We start from the raw sequence: 19,844 nt of genomic DNA, 5'->3' as shown, positions 1-19,844 counted from the left end.
AACCACTTCCCGGTTGCCGGACTCACGATGGGAAATGCCATGAATAGCAAAGTCGACGAAACCCCTCATTTGCTCCGTCAGCGCGATCAATTCGTGCCACGTGGCCTGGTTACCGCGCATCCGTTGGTGATCGATCGGGCCCTGGGTTCAGAATTGTGGGACGTGGACGGCAAGCGCTACCTGGACTTTGTCGGCGGTATCGGTGTGCTTAACATCGGTCACAATCACCCGAAGGTGGTCGCGGCGGTGCAGGCGCAGTTGCAGAAAGTCTCCCACGCCTGCTTCCAGGTGGTGGCTTACAAGCCCTATCTCGACCTGGCCCAGCGCCTGTGCGAAATGATCGGCGGCCAGGACGCTTATAAAGCAGCGTTCTTCACCTCCGGCGCCGAAGCGGTGGAAAACGCGGTGAAGATCGCCCGCGCCCACACCAACCGCTCGGCGGTGATCGCCTTTCGTGGCGGGTTCCATGGCCGGACCTTGCTCGGCACCACGCTGACCGGCATGAGCCAGCCGTATAAACAGAACTTCGGGCCGTTCGCGCCGGAGGTTTTCCACACTCCGTATCCGAATGCCTATCGCGGCGTCACCAGCGACATGGCGCTCAAGGCACTGGACGAGTTGTTGGCGACCCAAGTGGCGCCTGAGCGGGTCGCGGCGATCATCATCGAACCGGTGCAGGGCGATGGCGGTTTCCTTGCGGCACCGGCGGAGTTTCTACAGGCCCTGCGCGCGCTGACTGAAAAGCACGGCATCGTGCTGATCCTCGATGAGATCCAGACCGGTTTCGGGCGTACCGGCAAATGGTTCGGTTTCCAGCACGCCGGGATTCAGCCGGATCTGGTCACCGTGGCCAAGAGCCTGGCCGGCGGTTTGCCGCTGTCCGGTGTGGTCGGCAAAGCCGAGATCATGGACGCGCCATTGCCAGGCGGCCTCGGCGGTACTTACGGCGGCAACGCGCTGTCGTGCGCGGCGGCGCTGGCGGTGATCGAAGCCTACGAGCAAGAGCAGTTGCTGGCCCGTGGCGAAGCGTTGGGCGAGCGTCTGCGTCAGGGACTGTTGCGCTTGCAGGCCCGTTACCCGCGGATCGGCGACGTGCGCGGCAGCGGCTTCATGCTGGCGATCGAGCTGATCAAGGATGACGAGGCACGGACCGCAGATGCCGACCTCAACCAACGACTGATCGATGAAGCCCGGGCCGGTGGCCTGTTGGTAATCAAGTGCGGCGTGCAACGCAACGTGTTGCGTTTCCTCGCGCCACTGGTGACCAGCGAAGCACAGATCGATGAAGCGTTGCAGATTCTCGACGCGGCACTGGCACGAGTCTTGAACTGAGCTCACGCCAGCTCACGGGCGCTGCCACACGGCATCGCCCGTGAGCATTTATGGAGCATGGATTGATGGAATGCATCATCGGAGGCTTTACACACCATGGGGCTGACTGATTATCGAGCGTTGCTGATCGATTGCGATGAGGTGCTGGTGGATCGCGATTCCGGAGTCTGGGCGGCGTTGCAGCCGCTGCTCGACAGCCGTGGCGGTCACCCGGACAAGGCACAGGTGCTGGCCGAATTCAGCGAGGTGGTGCGGGCGCTGTACCCGCGTTTCGGCGAGTTGGGCTTCAGTGGTTTGCTGTGTTTCGCCCACCGTCAATTGGCCGAGCGCTGGGCGTTGAAAGCCAGTTGGGAGGAGGGCATGAGCTTCGCCCGGTCCGTCGTCGGCTGGTCGTTGTTCGAGGATGCACCCGGCGCCATGCTGTACTTGCGCAAGTTCTATCGCCTGTTGGTGCATGGCGACCGTGACGCCGAAGATCGCGGCCTGCTGTGCGAACGCCTGGGGATCATGCCCGACGATTTTATTTCCCTGGCAAGCGACCCATTGCAGGACCATGACTGGCTGGCGGCCAATGACCTTGATGCCAACACCATCCTCCAGGTAACCCGGCCTGGCGCCCGGCAACCGGGGGCGGGGGCGGTCTGCCTGATCTGTCGCGGCCGGGCCAGACAACCGTCGCCGTGCGCGGCGGATTACTGCATTAACAGCATGGCGGATCTGGTGGCTCAGCATCAGCTGTCTTTACGGCGCTGATTTTGCTAGAAGATTGTCTTACAAACGGCAGTCAAGAGGTACGCAATGGAAGGTTTAGTAAAACTGGACCGAATCGACATCAGCATCCTGGTTGAGCTGCAAAAGGACGGGCGCATGACCAACGTCAGCCTGGCCGATGCCGTGGGCCTGTCGGCCAGCCCCTGCCTGCAACGGGTCAAGCGGCTGGAGTCGGCCGGGTATATTTCCAGCTACAAGGCTCACCTGAACCTGGCCAAGATCACCGACTCGGTCACGGTGTTCACCGAGATCACCTTGAGCGACCACAAGCGCGAAGACTTCGCCAAGTTCGAGTCCAATATCCGTCTGGTCGACGAAGTGCTCGAATGCCACCTGATCAGCGGTGGCTACGATTACCTGGTGCGCTTCATGACACGCAGCATCCAGCATTATCAGGAAGTGGTCGAAAGCCTGCTGGACAAGAACATCGGCATCTCCAAGTATTTCAGCTACATCGTCATCAAGTCACCCGTACTGAAGGACGGCGTGCCGCTGCGCAAATTGTTGCGGCACTGAAGCTGACTCCACATCCCCCCATTCCCTTGCAGCCTGCCGCGCCTTCGAAAGAGGCGCGCGACGGGCTCTGTGTAGCAGCTGCCGAGCAGCGCGAGGTGGCGTTCGGCTGCGTAGCAGTCGTAAACCCTGAATGCACGGTGTACCTGACGGATCGCAGTGACTGATTTTGCGGCTGCTTCGCCGCCGAACGCCGCCTCGCGCTGCTCGACAGCTGCTACGGAGAATTCGGTTTGGGCATGCACCTCAATCGGACATCGGGGCCGCACAACCGCTTCAACACGCTTCATGCTGGCGCAGGCCGTATAAACCGCTGTTTACGCGGCGAAAACAGTCTTCGTTTGCGTTACGGGCGATGAATTCGGAACAAAGCGCAAAATCGCCTGCGTTGTAATGCGTTCAGAGAGAGGGGCAGGTCGTTGCACGGCTTCAGTTCAACACTGTCGTTCTATCGAAAGGAAGGTCAGGTACCCTTGCCGCGGGCGCCGTCGCAGCTGCCGGCATCGGAAGTTGCCAGGCTGAAGAAACAGGGCTGAGCCAGCGGTAGTCCACTGACCAAGACATGAGTGACTGATATGACCCTATCTACAAGCGTGGCAGGGCAGGCGGGAAGTGTTTCCCCTGCGCTGGCCACCAGCGTTGCCAAAACCAACACCCGGATGTTGGCCATCGATGCCTTGCGCGGCTTCGTCATGCTGTTGATGCTCATCGACCATGTGCGCGAAACCTTTCTGCTGCACCGTCAGGTCACCGACCCGATCGATGCGTTGAGTGTGACCCCGGACCTGTTTTTCACCCGCCTGCTGAGCACCCTTTGCGCCCCGGTGTTCATCTTCCTCACCGGGTTGTCGGCCTGGCTCTACAGCCAGAAACACACGGCCAGTGAAACCTCGGTGTTTCTGCTCAAGCGCGGGCTGTTCCTGGTGTTTCTGGAGCTCACATTCGTGTGCTTTGCCTGGAACGCCGAGTTCCCGCCCAAGACGCTGTGGCTGCAAGTGATCTGGTGCATCGGCATCTGCATGATCGTGCTTGCCGGGTTGCTGCACTTCAAGCGCGGTTGGCTGATCGTGCTCGGGGTGGCCATTGTCGCCGGGCACAACCTGCTCGATGGCGTGACCGTGGGGCCGGAGTCGCCGGTCTTCGTGCCGTGGTCGATCCTGCATCAGCGCGTATTCATCGACATCACCGAGTTCACCCGGGCTCGCACCACGTATCCGGTGTTGCCGTGGATCGGCGTGATTCTGCTGGGCTGGGCCATCGGGCCATGGTTCGGCAAGGACATGGAACCGGCCGAGCGGATTTCCCGCTTGCTCAAGGTTGGCGTCGGCCTGCTGCTGGCGTTCGTATTCATTCGATACCTGAACGTTTACGGCGAGAAACCCTGGGTGCAGACCGGTGATTCGCTGCGCACCTTCATGAGTTTCATGAGCGCGAAGAAGTATCCGCCGTCACTGATGTTCCTGATGCCGACCCTCGGCCTGGGGCTGATTCTTCTGGCGGTGTTCGAGAAGGCCCAGGATCGCTGGTCCACCGCGACCCTGGCGGTCTACGGCGGCGCGCCGATGTTCTTCTACTTGCTGCACCTGTATGTGCTGAAGGCCATGTACCTGGTGGCCGTTGCCATCTGGGGCGCCAATCAGGGTACCTATTACGGCTTCGACAACCTGCCGATGGTCTGGCTGTGGAGCGTGATTCTCGGGGTGCTGCTGTTCTTCCCGACGCGCTGGTTCGCCAACCTCAAGCAGCAGCGTCGCGACATCGCGATTCTCAAATACCTCTGATTCAAAGATCTTGCTGAACTCAGCACAAATACCTGTGGGAGCGGCGGTGCGGCGCTCCCACAGTTCCCTATTTGACGGCATACACCTTGCGCACATACCGCGCACTGCTCCAGGCGCACGGTGCGCCTTGCGGCACGAACACGGTGTCACCGGGGTTGACCGTTACGCTGGTTCCATCCGGCGCCTGCAAAGTCACGCTGCCTTCGAGCAGGTGCATCAGCTCGTTGAGTTTGTGCGCTCGGCCATGGCGGGTGTAAGGCGTCGAATCCCACACGCCGACGCGCAGATCAGTGGCGTCATCTTCGAAGGCATTGCGCGAGCGACACTGCGGCGTAGGCCCGATCAGTATCTGCGGTTCCGGTGCCGCCGAAGGGGACAGCATCGCCAGCGGGTCGAGCGCTGTCAGCCCCGGTTTCTTTTCGGCGCTGGGGCTGGTGACGGCGCAGAAGGCCCAGCACGTATCGGGTTGTGCCTCAAACCTGAGCGCTGTGCCGCGACCGATCACCGCGCTGGCACCGATGCCCAGTTCCAGCACCTGTTCCCCGGATTGCAGCACGACGTGCCCGGCATGGACCACGATCACTTCGGTGTGCGGGAAGTGCTCGATATCGACGGTTTTGCTGGTGTGAACAAGGCCCGCCGAGACACCGTCGGACCCAATGTAGGCGATCTGACGACCGTCCATGAACGGATCGATGGAACTCAAGGGCGCTGCCTTGAAAGACGTAGAAACGCGGCTGCCGTCGGCGCGGGCCAACAGCACAATGGTGGGTTGAGACATGCGGGTGACGCTCCCTGCAAATGGGGGGTAGAAAGTGATGGAAGGCGCTCGCTTCATCGCGCGCCGGAATCAGCCGATGGCTTGGGTGACAAGGGCAAATTGGCGTACGCCGTTGGCCGCTTGCGGCGGTGTACCCCGTGCCATTTGCGCCACGGTGTCGACCTGTTTGAGACCGGCCAGCTCCAGCCACTCGCTCAAACCACTGTCCGCTGGAATGTCGATTCGCACGAAAGCGTCCGGCACCTGGGCCAGCAACACGGCGATCAGGTGTTTGGCCTGTTCAAGATTTTCGGCGATGACCGGGCCGAGGCAACGACCGCGACCAAACGGGCGCAGCAGGGCGAAGGCACGCAACTGACCGTCGCGCTCGATGCCTACCGAATGCTCGGCCACCGCAAACAGCTCCGTGAGCACCGCTTGCCGGTCCAGACCACTGCCGGCGTTGGCCAGTGCCAGTTGACGAGCCTGATCGGCCACACGCAGCAGGCGACATTCCTCACCGTCCGCCAGTGGTTCAAGCGCGGGCACCTGGGCCAGGCCTTGATGCTGCTGAATTCGTCCGTACTCGACAAACCCCTGGCTGGCATAAAGCGGCGCACCGGCGAGGGTCGCATTGAGCATCGGCGTGCGCGACTGGCAGGCCTCCAGTGCGTGCTCCATCAATCGACGGCCGATGCCCTTGCCCTGATAGTCGTCACTGACAATCACCAGGCCGATGGTGGCGAAGTCGCCTTGCCGGCAGGCGAATGCGGTACCGATTAAACGCGGGCCATCGAGCACCACGAAACCTTCGCTGACCCGCTGTAGCATCGCCCAGTCTTCCAGGCGATGAGGCCACTTCAACTCAACAGACAAGGCGTGGGCCGAAGGCAGGTCGGCGGCGGTCATCGGCCGATAAACATAAGTGGAAGGGTGCGAGGCGGACATGGCGAGTCTCCGTTTACAGTGTGCGCAATCAACCGGTTTTCCGGCGCGAGGATGCCTGTATCCCATCTGTGTGAAGGCCTGACAAGGGGGGCGGAAAGATTCGGCAGATTCCTCACATCAAAGGCCTGCAGACCACACTTACTACTTAATTGCCCCATAAGGTCGGCAGCAAATGCTTGGGCTTTTTTTCTACGATGGAGGCCTGAGTAAACGCCTCGCCGTCCCTTTTTGGAGTGCTCCATGGATAGCTTCGATCCTCGCCTTATCGCTGTGCGCAGCGCTCACTTTATTGCTGGCAAATACCGCGACGCCCAACCGGGGCTGGAGGTGGTTCGCCCTTCAGACGGTCAGGCCTATGCCCAGTTGCCGATCGCCGATGCCGACCTGGTGGATGAGGCGGTCAACGATGCCTGGCAGGCGTTTAACCGCAGCGATTGGGCCAGCCGTCCGCCCCGGGAACGGGCACGGGTCATGCGTCGCTGGGCCGATCTGATCGAAGCCGATGTCGCCGTGCTGGCGCCGCTGGAAGCGGTGGGCTCGACCCGTCCGCATAAAGATGTGATCGCCTGGGACATTCCTTATGTCGCCGAGGGCATTCGTTTCTTTGCCGAACTGGCGGACAAGCACGGCGGCCAAGTCGCGGCGACCCAGACCGATCGCCTGGGCATGCAGATCGCTGAACCGTACGGCGTGATCGCCGCCATCGCGCCGTGGAATTTCCCCTTGAGCATGGCTTCATGGAAAGTCGCGCCGGCGCTGGCTGCCGGCAATGCCGTGGTGCTCAAGCCGTCGGAGCTGACGCCGTTTTCCAGCCTGCGCTTTGCCGAACTGGCGTTGCAGGCGGGCATTCCTGCCGGGATTTTCAACGTGGTTCAGGGCGATGGCCGCGTCACTGGCGACGCCTTGTGCCGTCATCCACGGGTGGGCAAGGTAACCTTTACCGGCTCCACGGCGACCGGCTCGAGCATCATGTCCACTTGCGCATTGGTGGGGCCGAAACCGGTAACCCTGGAGCTGGGCGGCAAGAGCCCGCAACTGGTGTTCGCTGACGTGCCGGATATCGCGAAAACCGCACGCACCGTGGCGCTGGCTATTACCGGCAATGCCGGGCAGGTGTGCGTGTCTGGTTCGCGGTTGTTGATCGAGCGCTCGATCATGGAACCGTTCGTTGCGCACTTGCAGGCGTATTTCGAGGAGTTGCGCCCGGGGCCGACCTGGTCGTCCGAGAGCACGCTGTCGCCGATCATTTCCCGGTTGCAGGCCAGCCGTATCGACGGCATCGTCCAGCGTTCGCGCCAGGCCGGGGCCGAAATGCTGACTGGCGGTGGTTTGTTTGAAGGGCTGGGCGGTGCCTATTACCAGCCGACCTTGCTGGCTGGCCTGGACAATCAGAACCCGGCGATCTGTGAAGAAATCTTCGGCCCGGTGCTGACGGTGCAGGCGTTCGATGACGAACAGCAGGCACTGAGCCTGGCCGCGCACGCCACCTACGGCCTGGCGGCGGGCGTGCACACCGCCGACATCAACCGCGCCCTGCGACTGGTCCGGCGGCTGGAGGCGGGCACGGTGTGGGTCAACCGCTATGGACGCAGCAACGACTACATCCTGCCGACCGGCGGCTACAAACGCTCCGGCATCGGCAAGGACCTGGGGCGCGAAGCCTTCGAAGCCAATCTGCGCTTCAAGAGTGTGCTGATCGATATCGCTGGCTAATGTCCGCCCCCTAACACCTGTGGCGAGGGAGCTTGCTCCCGCTGGGGGGCGAAGCCCCCCAAAAAATCCAACGACCGCAATCCTTCAGGTAGAACGCATCAGCCGACTTTACGACTGCTTCGCAGCCGAACGGGAGCAAGCTCCCTCGCCACAGGTGATCCGTTAACCGCAGATCGTCGACAGGTTTCAAACCGCACCCAAACGGGCGCTTCCTCAGGGAAGCGCCCGTTTTCGTTCAGCCCGGCGCAGGTTCTGCCGTGAATGGGGGCGTTCGTCAGCCTCGCATAGCCATGAAGGTCCATAAGAGCGCATAAATACGGGGTTTGCCCAAGGCTGGAGCGAGCCGCAAAGTCTGCTGAGGGGGCAGGCTAAAACGGTGGTTTGTATCAAGCAGAGGTCGCTTTTAACGCCATCTGCTGATTTCACGGTGTTGTAATGACGGTGTGCTGCAGCGTTGCATCGCCGCTCCCGAAACGCAGCGAATACCTGTCGCGCCATGACCTCAACGAACTTCAGGACCGCACTCAATGAGCTTCCTTCGCCCCAAATTCATTACGTTCGACTGCTACGGTACGCTGACCAATTTCCACATGGGCACGATGACTCGCGAATTGTTCGCCGACCGCGTGGCACCCGAGCAGATGGATCAGTTCGTCAAGGACTTCTCGGCCTATCGCCTGGACCAAGTCATGGGTGACTGGATGCCGTATGACGAAATCCTCAAGACCTCCCTGGCGCGGGTCTGCAAGCGTTGGGGTGTCGAATACCGTGGCGAAGGCCAGCTGTATTACGACGCCGTGCCGACCTGGGGCCCGCACCCGGACGTGCCGGCCGGTCTGTCGAAAATCGCCGACAAGATCCCCCTGGTGATTTTCTCCAACGCCAGTAACAGCCAGATCATGTCCAACGTCGACAAGCTCGGCGCACCGTTTCACAAAGTCTTCACCGCCGAACAGGCCCAGGCCTACAAGCCGCGCCTGGCCGCGTTCGAGTACATGCTCGACAACCTCAACTGCGGCCCGGAAGACATCTTGCATGTGTCTTCCAGTTTCCGTTACGACCTGATGCCGGCCCACGACATGAAGATCAAGAACAAGGCCTTCGTCGCCCGTGGTCACGAGGTTCCGGGCAATGCGTTCTACGGCTACCAGCAGATCACCGACATCGGTGGACTGGCGGCGCTGGTCGGTCTCTGAGTTGAACGGTAACGGCGCTCTTCACGGAATAAGGGGTTAGACATGGGCAGTGAATCCTACTGGCTCGACACCGCACCGGCGTTTACCGGTGCTCAGCTCGGCGCATTGCCCGGGCAGGTCGACGTGGCCATCGTCGGTGGCGGTTTCACCGGCCTGGCGGCGGCTCGCGCGCTGGCCTTGAAGGGCGCCAGTGTGGTGGTGCTGGAAGCCGGGAGAGTGATCGGCGAAGCCTCCGGGCGCAACGGCGGCCAATGCAACACCGGCGTTGCCCAGGACTATGCCGGGCTGAGTGCCAGCCTCGGTGCCGACAAGGCGCGGGCCTATTACCAGGCCTATGAAAGCGCGGTGCAGAGCGTTGTGTCCCTGGTGGAGCAGGAGCAGATCGCTTGCGACCTCAAGCGCAACGGCAAGCTCAAACTGGCGGCCAAACCGCTGCACTACGAAGGCCTGGCGCGCACCTGCGAATTGATTCGCAAGGAGGTCGATGCCGAGGTCGAGTTGCTGAACGCCGAACAGACCCGCGCCGAAGTGAATTCGGCCCAGTTCCATGGCGGCTTGCTGCAGCGCAACGGCGTGCAGATGCATGTCGGGCGTTTCGGCGTCGGTCTGGCAGAGGCTGCGGCGCGTCACGGCGCGCTGATCTATCAAGGTACGTCGGTGACGGACTGGAAGGCCCAGGCCGGCGGTTATCGGGTCAACACCGCGAAGGGTTCTTTGCACGCCGGGCAAGTATTGCTGGCGACCGGCGCTTGTCAGCACGGTGGCCTGGGCTGGTATCGGCGGCGGATCGTGCCGGTCGGCAGTTTCGTGATCGCCACTGAGGTGCTGCCGCAGTTCCTCATCGATCAGTTGCTGCCCGGTCGGCGTGCCTATGTCACCAGTCGCATGATCGGTAACTACTTTCGCCTGACCCCGGACAACCGCTTGCTGTTCGGCGGACGTGCGCGGTTCGCGATGTCCGACAGCGTGTCCGACGCCAAGAGCGGCAAGGTGCTGCAAGCGGCGATGGTGCAGATGTTCCCGCAGTTGGCCAAGGTGAAAATCGACTATTGCTGGGGCGGGCTGGTGGACATGACCTCCGACCGTTTGCCTCGCGCCGGCCAGCATGGCGGGGTTTATCACTCCATGGGCTACAGCGGCCATGGGGTGCAGATGTCGGTGCACATGGGCCAGGTGATGGCCGAGGTGATGGCCGGCAAAGTCGAGGCCAATCCCTGGCGCGAACTCGACTGGCCGGCGATTCCCGGGCATTTCGGCAAGCCGTGGTTCTTGCCGTTCGTGGGCGCTTACTACCGCCTCCAGGACTATTTGCATTGAGTTGATGTTGTGGCGTCACCGTCGTTTGCGTTTCCAGGACGTTCCGGTCAACCGGAGCACTCGAATCTTCTGATTTTCGACAGGTACAACTGATATGACTGACAACAAGATCGACTCGAAACTGATTTCCGGCCAGGACAGCCTGCGGGTATTCGAAGGCCTCAATCGTGGCATGTCACGCCGCCACGCCTTGCAGATGCTCGGCGTGGCGGGTGTTGCCGCAGCGGGTGCCGGCAGCCTGTTCGGCGCCGCCGGCAAACTGTTCGCCGAAGAAGCAGCGACCCCGGGCAAAGGCAAGCCGGGCGGGCGGATTCGCGTCGCCGGCATGTCCAGCTCCACCGCCGACACCCTGGACCCGGCCAAGGGCGCGCTGTCTACCGACTACGTGCGTCACTTCATGTTCTACAACGGCCTGACCCGTTTCGACAGCCACCTGGTGCCGCAACTGGAACTGGCCGAGCGCATCGACAACACCGATGCGACGCTGTGGATCATCACCCTGCGCAAGGACGTGACCTTCCACAACGGCAAGACCCTGAGCGCCGCCGACGTGGTGTTCTCGCTGTCGCGCCACAAAGACCCGCTGACCGGTTCCAAGGTCATGCCGCTGATGGCGCAGTTCGAAGAGATCAAGGCCACCGGCACCCACGAAGTGCAGATCCGCCTGAGCGCGCCGAACGCCGAGCTGCCGTCGATCCTCGCCGTGTCGCACTTGTTGATCGTTCCCGAAGGCACCACCGACTTCAACCAGGGCATCGGCACCGGGCCGTTCACGGTCAAGGAATTCAAACCGGGCGTACGCTCGATTGCCGCGCGCAACACCGGCTACTGGAAACCGGGCCTGCCGTACCTGGACGAGATCGAATTCATCGCGATTGCCGACGAACCGTCACGGGTCAACGCGCTGCTGTCGGGCGACGTGCACATGATCAACGAGGTCAACCCACGCTCGACCACACGGATCAAGGCCAGCGCCAAACACCGGGTCGTCGATGCGCCGTCGGGCAACTACACCGACCTGATCATCCGTCAGGACCAGATGCCGGGTAAAAGCGCCGAATTCACTCAGGCAATGAAGTATTTGCTGGACCGTGAGCAAGTGAAGTCCGCGGTGTTCCGTGGCTTTGCCGTCGTCGGTAACGACCATCCGATTTCCCCTGGCTCGCGCTACTACAACGCCGACCTGCCGCAGCGGGCCTACGACCCGGAAAAAGCCAAATTCCTGCTGAAGAAGGCCGGCATGGAAAGCATCAGCATGCCGCTGGTGGCATCGCCTGCCGCGACCGGTTCGGTGGACATCGCCGTGCTGTTGCAGCAATCGGCGAAACAGGCCGGGCTCAAGCTCGACGTCAACCGCCTGCCCAGCGACGGCTACTGGTCCAACCACTGGATGAAGCACCCGCTGAGCTTCGGCAATATCAACCCACGGCCGAACGCCGACGTGATGTTCTCGCAGTTCTTCCAGTCCAGCGCGCCATGGAACGAGTCGGGCTGGAAGAACGATCAGTTCGACCAACTGCTGATGCTCGCCCGCGGTGAAACCGACGACGCCAAGCGCAGCAAGATGTACGCCGATATGCAAGCCCTGGTGCATGAACACTGTGGCATCGGCGTGCCGGTGTTCATTAGCAACATCGACGGTGTCGACCAGCGCATCAAGGGCTACGGCAGCAACCCCCTCGGCGGTTTCATGGGCTACATGTTCGCCGAACAGGTCTGGCTCGATGCCTGATCGGCCGCACACGGGCGTCAGCGGGGCTATTGCATGAGGGTAGGGCGATGAATAGCAACACACTGTGGTTGATCGGCCGGCGCCTGGGCGCGGCGATCGTGACTTTGTTGATCGTGTCCATGGTCGTGTTTGCGATCACGGCGGTATTGCCGGGGGACGCGGCGCAACAGGCACTCGGGCAATTCGCCACGCCGGAACAGGTGGCGGCCTTGCGTCTGAAACTGGGGCTGGATCAACCCGGTGTGGTGCGTTACCTGCATTGGTTGATGAATCTGCTGAGCGGCGACATGGGGCAATCGGTGTCCAATGCCTTGCCGGTCAGCGAGCTGATGGCCGGGCGGGTGCCCAACACACTGATGCTGGCGGCCGTCACGGCGCTGGTGTCGGTGCCGGTGGCGCTGATCATCGGCATCGGCTCGGCCATGGGCCGGGGCGGGCGCATGGACAGTGTCCTCAGCTTCATCACCCTGGCCCTGGTCGCCGTGCCGGAGTTTCTGGTGGCGACCCTGGCAGTGCTGATCTTTGCGGTGAACCTGGGCTGGCTGTCGGCGCTGTCCTATGCCAGCGACATCACCTCACCTTGGCAATTCATGCGCACCTACGCCTTGCCGGTGATGACCTTGTGCTGCGTGATTGTCGCGCAAATGGCGCGCATGACCCGGGCGGCGGTAATCGATCAACTCGACAGCGCCTATGTGGAAATGGCCCGGCTCAAAGGCGTGAGTCCGGTGCGGATTGTCTTGCGCCATGCCTTGCCCAACGCCATCGGGCCGATTGCCAACGCCATCGCCCTGAGCCTGTCGTACCTGCTGGGCGGGGTGGTGATCGTCGAGACGATCTTCAACTACCCCGGCATCGCCAGTCTGATGGTCGATGCCGTGACCAACCGCGACATGGCGCTGGTTCAGGCCTGCACCATGCTGTTTTGTACGGCGTACCTGGGGTTGGTGCTGGTTGCCGACCTGTGCGCGATTCTTTCCAATCCGAGGCTGAGAAACCAATGAACGATCTCATGGCGAAATCGGCGCCTGCCGGGCCCGAGCTGGCATTGGGCAAGGTCGCCCATGGACCGTCGTGGCTTGGCCTGGTCGGGGCGGCGATGTGTGTGATCTGGCTGCTGGTGGCTATCTTCGGTCCGTGGCTGGCGCCGCACCCGGTGGGTGAAGTGGTCTCCGATAATGTGTTCGACAGCCTCAGCGCGGCTTACCCGTTGGGCACCGATTACCTGGGCCGCGACATGCTCAGCCGCATTCTTGTCGGCGCGCGGTTCACCGTGGGCCTGGCGCTGATTTCAGCGGTGTTGGCCAGCACGCTGGGGACCGGATGTGCGCTGCTGTCGGTGGTGTCGCCGAAATGGCTGGACGAAGTGATCAGCCGTTTGATGGATGCCTTTATATCCATCCCGAGCAAGATGCTGGCGTTGATCATGGTCTCGGCGTTCGGTTCTTCGGTGCTGTTGCTGATTTGCACCGCTGTGCTGAGCTTCACCCCAGGCGCGTTCCGCATCGCCCGCAGCATGGCGGTGAACATCGAAGCGCTGGAATACGTGCAAGTGGCCCGCACCCGTGGCGAGCGTCGGTTGTACATCGCCTGCGTGGAAATCCTGCCGAACATGCTCAACCCGGTGCTGACCGATCTGGGGCTGCGCTTCGGCTTCATCGTGCTGCTGCTCAGTGGCATGAGCTTCCTTGGCCTCGGTGTGCAACCGCCGGATGCCGACCTCGGTTCGCTGGTGCGCGAGAACATCGGCGGCCTCAATCAGGGCGCGCCAGCCATCGTGATTCCGGCGCTGGCCATCGGCACCCTGACCATCGGCGTGAATCTGTTCATCGACCGACTGTCGTCACGGCGTAGTCGACGTACGGGAGGTCATTGAAATGAGTGATTTGATTCGAGTCGAAGACCTGCGCGTGGTCGCTTGCGGCGAGCGTGGCGAAGTGGAGATCGTCAAAGGCGTGAGCTTCTCCCTGGCCAAAGGTGAAGTGCTGGCGTTGATCGGTGAGTCCGGCTCCGGCAAGACCACCATAGCGCTGGCGTTGCTCGGCTATGCCCGACGCGGTTGTCGATTGGCGTCCGGCGTGGTGCAAGTCGGCGAACACGACATGCTGGCGTTGAGCGAAAGCGAACTGCAAGGCCTGCGCGGCAATCGGGTGTCGTACATTGCCCAGAGCGCCGCCGCTGCGTTCAACCCGGCGAAAAAACTGATCGATCAAGTGGTGGAGGGCGCATTGATTCACGGCCTGGGTAGCCGGGCCGTGCTGGAAGCCAAAGCCATCGAACTGTTCCGCGATCTGGCCTTGCCGGATCCCGATCACATTGGCCAGCGTTACCCGCACCAAGTATCCGGCGGGCAGTTGCAACGGGTAATGGCGGCCATGGCGCTGATCAGCGATCCGCTGCTGGTGGTGCTCGACGAGCCGACCACCGCCCTCGACGTGACGACGCAGATCGACGTGCTGCGCGCCTTCAAGCGGGTGGTCCGCGAACGTGGGGCGACGGCGGTCTATGTGTCCCATGATTTGGCGGTCGTCGCGCAAATGGCCGATCAGATCGTCGTGCTCAACGGCGGACAGATTTTCGAGCAGAGCGCCACCGCGCCGCTGCTCAAGGCCCCGGCCCACGAATACACCCGCAGCCTGCTGCTGGCGGCCCGCCCGGACACGACGATCCGCCCACCTTGCGGCATCGCTGAGGAAACACCGCTGCTGACCATCCAGGGGCTGACCGCCGGTTACGGCAACAAGAACCTGCAAGGCATGCCGTCGATTCGCGTGCTGGAAGATATCGACCTGACCGTGCGCCGGGGCCAGGCCATTGGCGTGATCGGTGAGTCGGGTTCCGGCAAGTCGACCCTGGCGCGGGTGGTGGCCGGGTTGCTGACGCCGGCCTTGGGCGGCCTGACCTTCGATGGCCAGCCACTGGGCGGTAGCCTGTCCGAGCGCACCGATGAACAGTTCCGCCGGATTCAGATGGTGTTCCAGAATGCCGACACTGCGCTCAACCCGATGCACAGTGTCAGCACTATTCTGAGCCGTCCGCTGAAAATGTACTTCGGCCTCAAGGGCGCCGCGCTGCGCGAGCGTATCGGCGAACTGCTGGACCTGGTGCGCTTGCCGCGCGCCATGGCCGAACGCCGTCCGAATGAACTCTCCGGCGGGCAAAAACAGCGGGTCAACCTGGCCCGTGCCCTGGCGGCCAAACCGGACCTGATCCTCTGCGACGAGGTGACCTCGGCGCTGGACACCGTGGTCGGCGCGGCGATTCTCGAACTGCTGCGCGACCTGCGTCAGCAACTGGGCGTGTCCTACCTGTTCATCAGCCATGACATTTCCACGGTGCGCGCGCTGTGCGACGACATCGTGGTGATGTACAGCGGCCACAAGGTTCAGGCCGGCAGCCGGCAGGCGTTTGCCCAGGCACCGTTCCATCCCTACACCGACCTGTTGATCCATTCGGTGCCGGAACTGCGTCAGGGCTGGCTGGAAAACTGCGGCACCACCTGCGGCACGCTGCCGCCGATTGGCGCCAAGGCCAATGTGCCAGAGCTGTGCACCTTTCTCAGTCGCTGCCCGGTGCGGGTCGACGGCCTGTGCAATCGCACCGCGCCGAACCGGCGGATCATCGACGGCGGTAGCGAAATTCTTTGTCATCACGACAGTGCCGAGTTGCTGAAAACACAGCAGGGTTTATCCACCATGAGCCTGGGAGCTTATGCATGAAAGGGCGTTTTGTGAGGCTGGCCGAGCAGGGCCGGCCGACCGTCAAGCTGACGGTGGACGGTTCGCCCATTGAGGCATTGCAGGGCGACACATTAATGGTCGCGTTGCTGACCCAGGGCTCGGCGCTGCGCCAATCGGAATTCGACTCGGGCCGCCGCGCCGGTTTCTGCCTGATGGGCGCCTGCCAGGATTGTTGGGTCTGGACCCGCAGTGGCGAGCGTTTGCGCGCCTGTTCCAATGAAGTCCGCGAAGGGCTGGACATCGTCACCACACAACCGGAGGCAATATGGCCACTGCACGGCTGAGCGCTCAACGAGTGGTTATTGTCGGCGCCGGGCCGGCCGGCATCCGCTGTGCCGAAACGCTGCTGGCGGCTGGCTTGAAACCGATCCTGATCGATGAGAATCGCCGGGATGGCGGGCAGATCTACCGGCGCCAGCCCGAAGGTTTTACCCGGGACTACGCCACCCTGTATGGCACCGAAGCGGCCAAGGCCAAGAATCTGCACCAGAGTTTCGACCGATTGCGCGGGCAAATCGACTACCGCCCCGACACGCTGGTGTGGAACCTGACGCCAGGGCAATTGTGCTGCGTCAGCCAGGGCAAGCACTCGACGGTGGATTACGATGCGCTGATCCTCTGCACCGGTGCCACCGACCGCTTGATGCCGATCGAAGGCTGGCAGTTGGCAGGCACCTACAGCCTTGGCGGGGCGCAAATCGCGCTCAAGTCCCAGGCGGTTTCCATCGGCCACCGCGTGGTGTTCATGGGCAGCGGGCCGTTGCTGTATCTGGTCGCCAGCCAATACGTCAAAGCAGGCGCCAATGTGGCGGCGGTGCTCGACACTTCACCCCTCAGCAAGCGCATCGCGGCAGTGCCGAAGCTGATGGCGCGTCCGGGATTGCTGTTCACCGGGATGAAGTTACTGGCGCAGTTGTACCGGGCGAAAATCCCGGTGCATCTGGGGATTTCGCCGCTTCAGGTGCAAGGCGACGCGGCCAGTGGCGTCAGCGGTGTGCGGGTGCGTACCGCGCGCGGTGAGACGTTAACGGTGGATTGTGATGCTGTGGCGTTGGGTTATCACTTGCGCCCGGAAACCCAACTGGCCGATCTGGCCGGTTGTCGCATGCGCTTCGATGAGGCCTCCAGCCAGTGGTGGCTGGCCGTCGATGAAGAGGGCCGCACCTCGGTCAACGGTGTGTATGCCGCCGGGGACGGTTCGAAGATTCGCGGCGCCGATGCCGCCGAGCACGCCGGGCGTCTGGCGGCGATGGCGTTGCTGGAGGATCTGCAGCAACCGGTGAACGCCGGTTTGCGTGACGAACAACGCCACGCGCTGGCGGTGATGGATGAGTTTCGCCTCGGTCTGGCCCAGGCGTTTCCCTGGCCGGCGGATCAAGCCAAAGCCTTGCCGGACTCAGCCATCGTCTGTCGCTGCGAGATGATCAGCGCCGGCGAGTTGCGCCGTACCGTGAGCGAGAAGGGGGCCTGTGAAGTCAATCGGGCCAAGGCCTTCAGCCGGGTCGGCATGGGCCGCTGCCAGGGGCGTTATTGCTCCCAGGCCGGGGCCGAAGTGATCGCGGCGGCGGCAGGCGTCAGCGTGCAACAGGTCGGTCGGCAGCGTGGACAGGCACCGGTCAAACCCCTTTCGATGCTCACCGAGGAGGTGTCGCCATGACGCTACACAAAGCCGATGTAGTGATTGTTGGCGGCGGCCTGATGGGCTCGGCGGCGGCGTTTTTCCTGCGCCAGCGCGGGCAGTCGGTGATTCTGCTGGAGCGCGACCAGATTGGTCAGTACGCCAGCGGCGTCAATTTCGGCAACGTCCGGCGTCAGGGACGCTTCCTCGGTCAACTGGAATTGGCCAACCGTTCCTGGGCGCTGTGGAAACGCTTGCCAGAGCTGATCGACGACGACCTCGAATTCATTGCCAGCGGGCACATGCGCGTGTGTTACCGCGAGGATGAAATCCCTGAACTGGAAGCCTATGCGGCAGCACCCGAGGCGGCGCAGCTGGATTTGAAAATCTATCGTGGCGCCGAGCTGCACCAGCGCTTTCCGTTTCTCGGGCCGGACGTGAAGGGCGGCTCCTATGCGCCTCACGATGGCCATGCTAACCCGCGCTTGGCCGCGCCGGCATTTGCACGGGCTGCCCGCCGCCTCGGGGCGCGGATCGAGGAACAGACTGAAGTCGCTGAAGTGCAGAAAATTGCCGGCGAGTTCACGGTGACCACCACCGACGGTCGCCAGTTCGGCGCCGAGCGCTTGCTGATCACCGCCGGCGCCTGGGGCCAGAAACTCTCGGCGCAGTTCGGCGAACCGGTGCCGCTGGATACCAACGGCCCACAAATGGCCGTGACCGAACCGGTGCCGTACGCCTTGCCAACGGTGATCGGCGTGTACACCAAGATCCCCGAAGAAGTGATCTACTTCCGCCAGATCCCGCGCGGCAACATCATCATCGGTGGCGGCTACCGCAGCAAACCGGACATGCTCAACCGCCGCGCCTATGTCGAGCCGCGCAGCATTCTCAATCAGATGGATCAGATGCGTCGCCTGCTGCCGGGCGTCGGCAACCTGAACATCATCCGCGTGTGGAGTGGCATTGAAGGCTACTTGCCCGATTCCCTGCCGGTGATGGGCCCCAGCGGCAACGTTGACGGTTTGTATTACGCGTTCGGCTTCTGCGGTCATGGCTTCCAGCTCGGCCCAGGCGTCGGCGACGTCATGGCCGAACTGATCAGCACCGGCAGCACCAGCACTTCGATTGAGCCGTTCTCGATCCGCCGGTTCACCCCTTCAGCCGAGCAACGGACAACTGAGCAAAGGAGCAGGGCCTCATGAAACCCCGTGTACTGGATATTCTCAAACGCCTGATGGCCTTTGACACCGTGTCTTCGGAGTCGAACATGGCCCTGATCGAGTACGTACGCGACTTGCTGCTGACCAAGGGCATCGAGTCACTGATCGTCAAGGACGAAACGGGTAAAAAGGCCAACCTGTTCGCCAGCACCGGCCCTAAAGAGTTACCGGGCATTCTGTTGTCCGGCCACACCGACGTAGTACCGGCGGCGGGGCAGGCCTGGACCTTGCCGGCGTTTGAGGCGACGGTGCAGGACGGGCGGATCTACGGGCGCGGCAGTTGCGACATGAAGGGGTTTATTGCGTTGGCCATCGACGCCATGCTCGATGCCGCCGACCATTCGTTGAGCCGACCGCTGCAAATCGCCTTGTCCCATGACGAAGAAACCGGCTGCGTCGGTGTACGACGTTTACTCGACGTGCTGCACCTGGCGCCGGTGCGGCCGTTTTTGTGCCTGATCGGTGAGCCGACCAACATGCAGTTCGTGCTGGGGCACAAGGGCAAGGGGTCTTACCGCACTTACTGCCGTGGCCTGGAAGCGCATTCCTCGTTGGCGCCGCGTTCGGTCAATGCGATTCACGTGGCCTGCGATTTCATCGCGGCTCTGCGTCAGAGCCAGCAGCAACTGCAAGAGCAGGGCGCACAGGATGCCGATTACGACGTGCCTTACAGCACCGTGCACGTCGGGCAGATTGTCGGCGGCAAGGCGCTGAACATCGTGCCGAACCTGTGCACCCTGGATTTCGAGGTACGTAACTTGCCGGCGGACGATCTGGATCAGTTCCTGGAGCAGATGCGCGAGCGTGCCGAAGTGATCGTGCGCGAGGCGAAAAAGCTGTCCAGCGTGGCAGACATCGAGATCGAAACCCTCAACGTCTATCCGGGCCTCGATACCCATCCGAGCGTTGAAGCGGTGCGCTTCCTGAAAAACTTCGCCGCGCCGGACACCGGCACCGCCAAAGTCTCGTTCGGCACCGAGGGCGGGTTGTTCAAGCAGCGTCTGGACGTACCGGTGGTGGTCTGCGGCCCGGGCTCGATTGAACAGGCGCACAAGCCGGACGAGTTCATCGAGATCAGCCAGATGCAGGCTGGGGAGCGGTTTCTGGAGGGATTGCTGGGTTCCCTGAAACTTTGAGATCGTCAAGATCTTTTGATTTGTGCTTGCCGGTAGAGCCTGCCGTCCCACCGCGAATTTCAGC

At 62.4% G+C, this 19,844-nt stretch carries 17 protein-coding genes; 15 read left to right on the top strand and 2 right to left on the bottom strand.

Annotated features, from left to right (window positions below):
* Positions 1–39: 39 nt before the first annotated feature.
* From gabT to PGR6_RS14780, 4 genes are all read left to right on the top strand, one after another.
* The gene (gene gabT / locus PGR6_RS14795; RefSeq protein WP_064618001.1) at positions 40–1,332 is read left to right on the top strand and encodes a 4-aminobutyrate--2-oxoglutarate transaminase; all 1,293 of its coding nucleotides are present in this window, start codon (positions 40–42) and stop codon (positions 1,330–1,332) included.
* A gap of 96 nt (positions 1,333–1,428) precedes the next feature.
* Entirely contained in the window at positions 1,429–2,085 is a 657-nt protein-coding gene (locus PGR6_RS14790; protein WP_064617999.1) for a hypothetical protein, read from the top strand.
* A gap of 45 nt (positions 2,086–2,130) precedes the next feature.
* Positions 2,131–2,619, top strand: coding sequence for an Lrp/AsnC family transcriptional regulator (locus PGR6_RS14785; protein ID WP_003174918.1), 489 nt, complete (start codon positions 2,131–2,133; stop codon positions 2,617–2,619).
* A 572-nt stretch (positions 2,620–3,191) separates the two neighbouring features.
* The gene (locus tag PGR6_RS14780) at positions 3,192–4,397 is read left to right on the top strand and encodes a DUF1624 domain-containing protein (protein WP_064617997.1); all 1,206 of its coding nucleotides are present in this window, start codon (positions 3,192–3,194) and stop codon (positions 4,395–4,397) included.
* 67 nt (positions 4,398–4,464) lie between these two features.
* Here the strand turns inward: PGR6_RS14780 and PGR6_RS14775 are convergent, their stop codons facing one another.
* Both PGR6_RS14775 and PGR6_RS14770 read right to left on the bottom strand, forming a co-directional pair.
* The gene (locus tag PGR6_RS14775; protein WP_064617995.1) at positions 4,465–5,178 is read right to left on the bottom strand and encodes a cupin domain-containing protein; all 714 of its coding nucleotides are present in this window, start codon (positions 5,176–5,178) and stop codon (positions 4,465–4,467) included.
* Between the two features lie 69 nt (positions 5,179–5,247).
* Positions 5,248–6,105 carry a GNAT family N-acetyltransferase gene (locus tag PGR6_RS14770; protein ID WP_064617993.1) on the bottom strand — a complete coding sequence of 286 codons (858 nt, stop codon included), beginning with the start codon at positions 6,103–6,105 and terminating at the stop codon, positions 5,248–5,250.
* Positions 6,106–6,345: 240 nt separating this feature from the next.
* Here PGR6_RS14770 and PGR6_RS14765 point away from each other — a divergent pair, with 240 nt between their 5' ends.
* The 11 genes from PGR6_RS14765 (at position 6,346) to argE (ending at position 19,780) form a co-directional block, all read left to right on the top strand.
* Positions 6,346–7,818, top strand: a complete 1,473-nt coding sequence (locus PGR6_RS14765; RefSeq protein WP_064617991.1) for an aldehyde dehydrogenase family protein — start codon at positions 6,346–6,348, stop codon at positions 7,816–7,818.
* Between the two features lie 527 nt (positions 7,819–8,345).
* Positions 8,346–9,014 carry a haloacid dehalogenase type II gene (locus tag PGR6_RS14760; protein WP_018925987.1) on the top strand — a complete coding sequence of 223 codons (669 nt, stop codon included), beginning with the start codon at positions 8,346–8,348 and terminating at the stop codon, positions 9,012–9,014.
* Between the two features lie 42 nt (positions 9,015–9,056).
* Positions 9,057–10,331: an NAD(P)/FAD-dependent oxidoreductase gene (locus PGR6_RS14755; RefSeq protein WP_064617988.1), complete on the top strand. Its 1,275-nt coding sequence runs from the start codon at positions 9,057–9,059 to the stop codon at positions 10,329–10,331.
* A 94-nt stretch (positions 10,332–10,425) separates the two neighbouring features.
* Positions 10,426–12,063, top strand: a complete 1,638-nt coding sequence (locus PGR6_RS14750) for an ABC transporter substrate-binding protein (RefSeq protein ID WP_064617986.1) — start codon at positions 10,426–10,428, stop codon at positions 12,061–12,063.
* A gap of 47 nt (positions 12,064–12,110) precedes the next feature.
* Complete coding sequence (locus PGR6_RS14745; RefSeq protein WP_064617984.1) at positions 12,111–13,067, top strand: ABC transporter permease; 957 nt, start codon at positions 12,111–12,113, stop codon at positions 13,065–13,067.
* Positions 13,064–13,939, top strand: coding sequence for an ABC transporter permease (locus PGR6_RS14740; RefSeq protein ID WP_018925983.1), 876 nt, complete (start codon positions 13,064–13,066; stop codon positions 13,937–13,939). Before PGR6_RS14745 ends, PGR6_RS14740 begins: the two co-directional genes overlap by 4 nt.
* 1 nt (position 13,940) lies before the next feature.
* Entirely contained in the window at positions 13,941–15,782 is a 1,842-nt protein-coding gene (locus tag PGR6_RS14735) for an ABC transporter ATP-binding protein (RefSeq protein ID WP_064617983.1), read from the top strand.
* Positions 15,779–16,087 carry a (2Fe-2S)-binding protein gene (locus tag PGR6_RS14730; RefSeq protein WP_018925981.1) on the top strand — a complete coding sequence of 103 codons (309 nt, stop codon included), beginning with the start codon at positions 15,779–15,781 and terminating at the stop codon, positions 16,085–16,087. Before PGR6_RS14735 ends, PGR6_RS14730 begins: the two co-directional genes overlap by 4 nt.
* Positions 16,069–17,460: an FAD/NAD(P)-dependent oxidoreductase gene (locus tag PGR6_RS14725; protein WP_064617981.1), complete on the top strand. Its 1,392-nt coding sequence runs from the start codon at positions 16,069–16,071 to the stop codon at positions 17,458–17,460. The genes PGR6_RS14730 and PGR6_RS14725 overlap by 19 nt, the downstream gene beginning before the upstream one ends.
* Complete coding sequence (locus PGR6_RS14720; protein ID WP_018925979.1) at positions 17,457–18,626, top strand: NAD(P)/FAD-dependent oxidoreductase; 1,170 nt, start codon at positions 17,457–17,459, stop codon at positions 18,624–18,626. Before PGR6_RS14725 ends, PGR6_RS14720 begins: the two co-directional genes overlap by 4 nt.
* Positions 18,623–19,780, top strand: coding sequence for an acetylornithine deacetylase (gene argE, locus PGR6_RS14715; protein WP_019578987.1), 1,158 nt, complete (start codon positions 18,623–18,625; stop codon positions 19,778–19,780). The genes PGR6_RS14720 and argE overlap by 4 nt, the downstream gene beginning before the upstream one ends.
* Positions 19,781–19,844: the final 64 nt, after the last annotated feature.

Origin of the sequence: Pseudomonas sp. GR 6-02 (assembly GCF_001655615.1) — a bacterium.
Classification (GTDB): Bacteria; Pseudomonadota; Gammaproteobacteria; order Pseudomonadales; family Pseudomonadaceae; genus Aquipseudomonas.
Note: the sequence above shows the minus strand (reverse complement) of the source record. Positions and strands in the feature narration are given on the sequence as shown.